The following is a 6,683-nucleotide window of genomic DNA, read 5'->3' as shown; positions in this document are numbered from 1 at the left end:
GTCGAAGACGAAGGAACACGCGTAACCTTGTCGTTCCCGGCGGTATCCTCCTAAAGCCAATGCCATTGATGGGTTGGTTCTCATTAAATTTTCATATTCCTGCGTTAAGCTGATCTTTACCGATCGTTAACAGATCAGAACAAGCAGAAGGAGTATGAGAATGAGTATGGGTCAAATCGATTATCAACTATTTCATGTTATTAACGAGTGGGGAAGATCCGTTTCCTCCCTTAATCCTGTTATGCGTATACTGGCGGAACTAGCATTTTATTTGTTTTTTGCCGGACTGCTGGTTTATTGGTTCACCCGTAAGGAGAGCAACCGGAGAATGGTGGTTGAGTCCGTCGTCTCCACTGTCATCGGGCTTGGAATCAGCGGAGTGCTCGGTCACCTGTTTTACCGGAACCGTCCGTTTGTCACCCATTCGGTGCTCCAGTTGATCCCCCATCCTGCCAATGCATCATTTCCAAGTGATCACTCCATTGGAGCATTTGCCATTGCCGCGATATTCGTCATATATCGCCGAAGAGAAGGGGTCATCTGGCTGATCTTGGCTGCATGCATTGCGTTCTCCAGAGTATGGACGGGTGTACATTATCCGTTCGACGTATTAGGTGGGGCGTTGATCGGTATCATAGTTTCAGTAGGGGTGCACCATCTTGCAGCACGCTTCACGTTCGCATCCCGATTGTTTAAAGCAGGTCTCGGATGGTATGAAAAATACGAATCGAAGATTTTGCCCCGGCCCGTGAACAAAGAAGATCAACTGCCCGCAGGGAAGTGAAATGTTAATGCATATGCGTAAATTTACAATACTGTTTGTTCTCCTCATTATTTTGTGTTCTTGTACCGGGCCTATGGGAACCGGGCAAGCGGAGGCGGGTCGAAACGTTGTTGAAACTCCGTTGAAGAATTCCGTCAGTCCAAAAATTTCGCAAGGAGAAAAAACGGGAAAGGTTCCCGATCATGTCGTCATCGTCGTGGAGGAGAATCATTCCCGCCAAAACATCATCGGGAATCGGGCGGCATCCTATATGAACAGCCTGGCTAAGCAAGGGGCGTATTTCACGGAATCGTATGCCAATGCGCATCCAAGCCAGCCGAATTATTTAATCCTGTTTTCCGGGTCCGACCAAGGCGTTCACAATGATTCCTGCGGACATACGTTTACCGCGCCCAATCTGGCAAGCGAGCTGTTCAAACACAAGCTTACTTTTGCCGGATACTCAGAAGGTTTGCCTTCTGTCGGATCGACCGTGTGCACCAACAAACAGTACGGAAGAAAGCATAGTCCTTGGGTGAACTTTACCAACGTACCGAAATCGGCAAACCGGAGATTCACAGATTTCCCGGCTGATTACAACCAGCTTCCGACCGTTTCCTTTGTGATCCCTAACCTGGATCACGATATGCATGACGGAACGATCCAAGCGGCAGACAAGTGGCTTAAACAGAACATGGGCCCTTATGTCGAATGGGCGAAAAGCCACAACAGTATGCTGATTTTAACCTGGGACGAAGACGACTACGGCAGCCGGAATCATATCCCGACCATCATCGTGGGGGATCATGTTCGTCAAGCCGTATTCGATCAGAAGATCACCCATTTAAATGTCCTGCGGACACTGGAAGACCTGTACGATTTGTCACATCTTGGCCGTACGTCGGGCAGCGAACCGATCCGGAATCTGTGGAAACCGTCCTAAATGAAATTGAAGCCATGGAATTTGAATATAGATGGGGAGTGAGAGGCATGTATGAGAAGCTTCAGGATATGGATTTGTTTTTGCAGTCCATGCATGACTTGGAAACACGTATTCGCCATATGATTCAACGGTCCGGCCTTTCCGAGAAAGAGCAGCAGTTTATTTTGGACCATATATTGGTCATTCCCGGCAAGGATTTTTCATATCAGCGTAACTACGGTTAACTCTTGGCAGATCATCCTGACCGGATCAGGCATCGACTTGTGTCGCCTGGCAATCCGATGAGACCAAAGGGAGGAACAAGCATGTCTAACCGTCGCCCGCGTATTTTGATTTTGACAGCCGGCTTTGGAGAAGGCCATCTTCAGGTATCTTCGGCGTTATTGCACTATTTTCATGCGCAGCAGGTCAACCACTCGTGAAAGGCAAAATGCTGGAGACCATCAGCCGTTTCCGGCCCGATGCGATCATCAATACATTTCCTTTCGGCGTCGTTTCGGAGCGAGAATGCGTTCAAGCCGCGCGTACGTTTACTGTCATTACCGATTATGCCCTGCATTCCCGCTGGATTCATCCGGATACGTTCGGGTATTACGTGGCTACTAACGAGATTAAGAACCAAATGGTCCAAAACTATGACGCCGTAGCGGAGAAAATCAGCGTTACGGGTATCCCTGTGAGGCCCCAATTCTATACAGCAGCTGCCGAAGCCCCGCTGCACCGTGGTGCACAAGGAACGGCCAAGGGGAAACGTATTTTGATCATGGCAGGCACATTTACGGTGTTCCAGCAGCTCGTCGAGCTCATTCATCTGCTGGTTGACCAGGAAGTTTGCGAAATCACAGTCGTATGCGGACGCAAACAGCAAGCCTATGAGAAATTGACGACGCTGTTTTCGGGTCAGCCGCAGGTGAATATTGTTGGATACGTCAAAAACATTCATGATCTGATGGCCGCTTCCTCCTGCATCGTAACGAAGGCCGGAGGCATAACTTTGTCCGAAGCCGTCATTCTGAAGCTGCCGATTTTTATTCTGAATCCGTATGGCGGTCAGGAGAGGGAAAACGCCCGCTATTTTAAAACCAACGGCATGGCCCAGATTTCATCCAATGTTCGCCAGCTTGCGGAGCAGCTTCGGGATTTTCTCGGGGCACCGACGATAGCCGATCGGATCCGCGGGGAAATGGCTGAATTTCATAAAGGAGCGGCAGGCGAGCTGATCGTGAACGATATTTTGAAGACGCTGCAGAACTATCAAGATGCAAACCATGATTATGAGCTGATGCTTCGTCCATAAACGATGAAGCATAGGATGAAATGGTTCGGAATGCTGCTCCTGACCGCTGTGGCAATATATATAGTTTATATGCTGCAGACAGGGGATGCGGATTCTATTGTCGCGTGGATACGCCACTATCGTTTCTTTGGCTTCGTCGCTGTGTTTCTGTTTCAAACCCTGCTAAATATGCTCCCGCTGCCAGGCGAAATCACCGCCGTGATGGTTCTGGAAATCTACGGGCCATATTGGGGAGGTCTCTGCTTGTGGACTTCGGGGATCATGGGAGCTTTTGGGGGATATTGGCTTGCCTGGTCCTTCTCATCCTATTTTGCAGGTACGCGGGTTGAACCGTATCTTGCCAAAATGGAGGATTGGCTGAGAGCCAGTGAATTTAAAGGCCTTCTGATCACACGGTTCGTTCCCTTCATCCCCTATCATGCCGTCAACTATGCAGCCGGGCTATTAAGGGTTAACCTATTTCGTTACATGCTGACGACGGCGATCGGTGTGTTTCCGCATACTGTGGCTATGAGCGCACTGTACGCCGGCGTACGGAAAGGTTCACTGCTCTGGGCAGTGATCGGCTGCATGGTCTTCATGATCCTTGCCGGTTTGTCATGGTATGTAAAGAAGCGTACGTCCGGTAAGTCCCGAAAAAGCAGAGTGACGGCGGAGTAATGTAGACGAAGAGAGAGCAGCCAAGGAACGGTTGCCGTTTATTGGGATCCATGCAAAATAGCTTAGCGTTTCATAGGATGACAGGCAACTCCAACCAAGCCCGGCGGATTTTCTCGTTGGGGTTGGTTATTTCGGCTTGGAGACTGGGATTTGAGAAGAAGGCACGGCCATTTTATACTGCGTATTATTCGAAACCGGTTCGGCGCATGTTAAAAGCGTGTAATGGAGGGGAAATATATAGAAGGTGGCTACTATAAAGCCGATGAAGTAAAGGTTATACGAAAATAAGTTATAGCGGTTATGTATAGAGGGAGCTGGAAGTACGAATGCTGACGAATTTGCTGGAGCACTATGGTTACGCATTGATATATCTATTTTTGTGCCTGGAAATGCTTGCCCTGCCGCTTCCCGGTGAAATGATGATGAGCTATACCGGTTTGTTTGTGTATGAAGGGAAGCTGAGCTGGCTGCTGAGCATGGCGTCGGCCGGAGCCGGCGTCTTGACCGGCGTGACTTTATCTTATTGGATCGGATACCGGCTGGGACGCCCTTTTATTTCGCGCCATGGCAGCAAGGTCCATCTCACCGAAGAAAGGATGGATCAAATTACGGGCTGGTTTGAGCGCTACGGGGACAAGCTTCTGTTTGCCGCTTATTTTATACCGGGGGTCCGTCACATAACCGGTTACTTTTGCGGCGTAACGCGTATGCCCTTCCGGCGTTATGCGTTATTTGCCTACACCGGCGCGCTTTTCTGGGTAGGCCTGTTCATTTCGCTTGGTAAAGTGCTCGGCCCGAAATGGGAAGCCTACCACTCTACAGTCAATCGTTATATGGTTATTTTCGGGATCGGTTCGGCACTGGTAACAGCGGCCATTTATGTCTACCGCAAGTATAAACATCAAGTGATCGAGCGATTGATGGAATTGCTGGCAAGCGGCGTGCGGCACTTTCAGTCGTTCGGAAAGGTCCGTCTATTGCTGCTGGCCTCATTTGCTGCGTTTGTATTGTTTTTTTCGTTAATGCTCGGCGTCATTCAGGATTTTTTGTCGCATGAGTACGGACAATTCGACCAAATTGCCTCCTATTTAGTATCGGTTCTGTTCGGTCCGGAGTGGGCGGGCTGGATGCACGTATTTGAGAGGTTCGGGACTTTGGATTTGTATGGACCGGTTCTATGCCTGACAGGTTTGTGGATCGTGCTCCACAGCCGGGACCGCGGGCTGGATTTGTCGTTCCTGGTATGGGTCGTGGCCGGCGGAGAGCTCTTGGACAGGGTGCTTCGCCTGTTGTTCCATCGTCCTGGCCCGGTGGCAGCTGGCGTGCAGCTGTTCAATACATTTCCGAGCGAGGAAACGTTAGTTACGCTGACAGTATGCGGTTTTTCGGCCTTTTTACTGCTGCGGCATTATCACTTCCGTTACGTCCGGATTCCCATCGTTGTGGCGGTGATCCTGATCTGTTTGGCCGTCGGGATCAGCCGGGTTTATTTTCACGTGCAGTTCCCAAGCGATGTGTTTGCCGGATACATTTTTGGCGGTGTCTGGGTCAGTCTGCATGTGATGCTGCTGGAAATTATGCGCAAATTCAAGGAGTCGGAACTCGGCACGACCCCTGATCACGATAACAGCAATAAAGGTGCCTAATCCGGTTATTTCACGGCGACCAGAAGTGCGCCGATTGCGATCAGCACGACGCCGGCCGAGTTCAGCCAGGATATTTTTTCGCCGAGGAACAGAAAGGCCAGAATGACGGCGATCACGACGCTTAACTTGTCGATAGGCCCTACCTGCGACACCTTGCCGTACTTGAGGGCCAAAAAATAGAACAGCCACGACGTTGCACCTGCCACTCCGCTGAGCACGATGAAGCTGAGTGCTTTTTTTTGTGCCAAAATGCTTCCCAGCTGGCCGAACTTTCCCTGTACGGCAATGACGCCGAGCAGAAATAAGGCCATAATGACGGCCCGAATCGCCGTGGCGGCGTTGGCATCGATGTTTTGCAAACCGATTTTTCCGAAAATGGACACCAGCGCAGCCGCTGCGGCAGAAAGCAGCGCGTAAATAAGCCATGCAGCCATAAGCATCCCCCTTTTTTCATAAATGACTTTTCAACAGCGGCAAAGATTCCCTATTATAGTATTGTTCATCACGGGCTCAAATCATGAATGATTTTACAAAATATCCATTCCCCGAATCCGTGGCACGTTTTTCTGCGTAAAGAGGGATATGAACGAAAGGAAATAGATGAAAAGAGGTGAACTGCCATGGAGAATCAGTCCAAGGCTTTTCCTGACCATATCAAATTTCGCTATCCGTGGCGTTCCTATCAAAAGCGGATACTGGACCGGTTGGACGAGCATTTGCGCAATCGGCACCTGCATCTTGTCGCGCCTCCCGGATCCGGTAAAACCGTTCTGGGCCTGGAAGTCATGCTGCGCATCAACCGGCCGACGATCATTTTGGCACCGACCTTGACGATCAAGGAGCAGTGGGCAAACCGCTTCATGGAGCAATTTTTGGATACTGACATACGCCCGGATTGGTTGTCGACTTCCATTCATCATCCGGCCATGGTCACAATTACAACATATCAGGCCTTACATACTGTTCTCACCGCCGCCGGGAAAAAGGATGAGGAGCAGGGAGACAAGCAGTCTACTGTTCTAAGTGAGCATGGGCTGAAAACTGCGGTCGATGATACGGAAGATGCTGCGACTGAACGCGGATCGACTCCGGAGGAGCAGGAGATTCCAGAAGACACGGATGAGGCGGAAAAGGAAGACGTGGTGGACCAGCCTTCAGCAGCGATGGAGATCATTGAAAAGCTGAAGAAGCTGGGACTGCACACCGTCATTTTTTGATGAAGCCCATCATTTACGAGTGTCCTGGTGGAGGAGCGCGGTTCAGCTGTGCGGCATGCTGGAGCGGCCAACCAAAATTGCGCTGACGGCAACGCCGCCGTATGACGTGAACCCGAACGAGTGGCAGCGGTATATCGAGCTATGCGGGCCGATTGAT

8 protein-coding genes are annotated in these 6,683 nt (G+C 50.3%); 7 read left to right on the top strand and 1 reads right to left on the bottom strand.

The window, feature by feature from the left end; genetic code table 11:
• Positions 1 to 160 precede the first annotated feature (160 nt).
• The 6 genes from CPT76_RS11760 to CPT76_RS11740 all read left to right on the top strand — a co-directional run bounded on the left by CPT76_RS11760 (position 161) and on the right by CPT76_RS11740 (position 5,309).
• A complete protein-coding gene (locus CPT76_RS11760) occupies positions 161 to 784 on the top strand; it encodes an undecaprenyl-diphosphatase (RefSeq protein ID WP_258168324.1) in 624 nt (207 codons plus the stop codon).
• A 121-nt stretch (positions 785 to 905) separates the two neighbouring features.
• The gene (locus CPT76_RS11755) at positions 906 to 1,706 is read left to right on the top strand and encodes an alkaline phosphatase family protein (RefSeq protein ID WP_181152810.1); all 801 of its coding nucleotides are present in this window, start codon (positions 906 to 908) and stop codon (positions 1,704 to 1,706) included.
• Positions 1,707 to 1,753: 47 nt separating this feature from the next.
• The gene (locus tag CPT76_RS37300) at positions 1,754 to 1,930 is read left to right on the top strand and encodes a hypothetical protein (RefSeq protein ID WP_181152809.1); all 177 of its coding nucleotides are present in this window, start codon (positions 1,754 to 1,756) and stop codon (positions 1,928 to 1,930) included.
• A gap of 194 nt (positions 1,931 to 2,124) precedes the next feature.
• Positions 2,125 to 3,003 carry an MGDG synthase family glycosyltransferase gene (locus CPT76_RS11750; protein WP_105443045.1) on the top strand — a complete coding sequence of 293 codons (879 nt, stop codon included), beginning with the start codon at positions 2,125 to 2,127 and terminating at the stop codon, positions 3,001 to 3,003.
• 15 nt (positions 3,004 to 3,018) lie between these two features.
• Positions 3,019 to 3,663: a TVP38/TMEM64 family protein gene (locus CPT76_RS11745; protein ID WP_181152808.1), complete on the top strand. Its 645-nt coding sequence runs from the start codon at positions 3,019 to 3,021 to the stop codon at positions 3,661 to 3,663.
• Positions 3,664 to 3,989: 326 nt separating this feature from the next.
• Positions 3,990 to 5,309: a VTT domain-containing protein gene (locus CPT76_RS11740; RefSeq protein ID WP_105443043.1), complete on the top strand. Its 1,320-nt coding sequence runs from the start codon at positions 3,990 to 3,992 to the stop codon at positions 5,307 to 5,309.
• Positions 5,310 to 5,314: 5 nt separating this feature from the next.
• On the opposite strand, the gene CPT76_RS11735 is transcribed toward CPT76_RS11740, so the two are convergent.
• Positions 5,315 to 5,743, bottom strand: a complete 429-nt coding sequence (locus tag CPT76_RS11735; RefSeq protein ID WP_089547203.1) for an EamA family transporter — start codon at positions 5,741 to 5,743, stop codon at positions 5,315 to 5,317.
• Between the two features lie 186 nt (positions 5,744 to 5,929).
• On the opposite strand from CPT76_RS11735, the gene CPT76_RS11730 reads away from it, so the two are divergent.
• Positions 5,930 to 6,526 carry a DEAD/DEAH box helicase gene (locus tag CPT76_RS11730; RefSeq protein WP_105443042.1) on the top strand — a complete coding sequence of 199 codons (597 nt, stop codon included), beginning with the start codon at positions 5,930 to 5,932 and terminating at the stop codon, positions 6,524 to 6,526.
• Positions 6,527 to 6,683: the final 157 nt, after the last annotated feature.

Source organism: Paenibacillus sp. AR247, assembly GCF_002968895.1.
Classification (GTDB): Bacteria; Bacillota; Bacilli; order Paenibacillales; family Paenibacillaceae; genus Paenibacillus_AQ; species Paenibacillus_AQ favisporus.
Note: the sequence above shows the minus strand (reverse complement) of the source record. Positions and strands in the feature narration are given on the sequence as shown.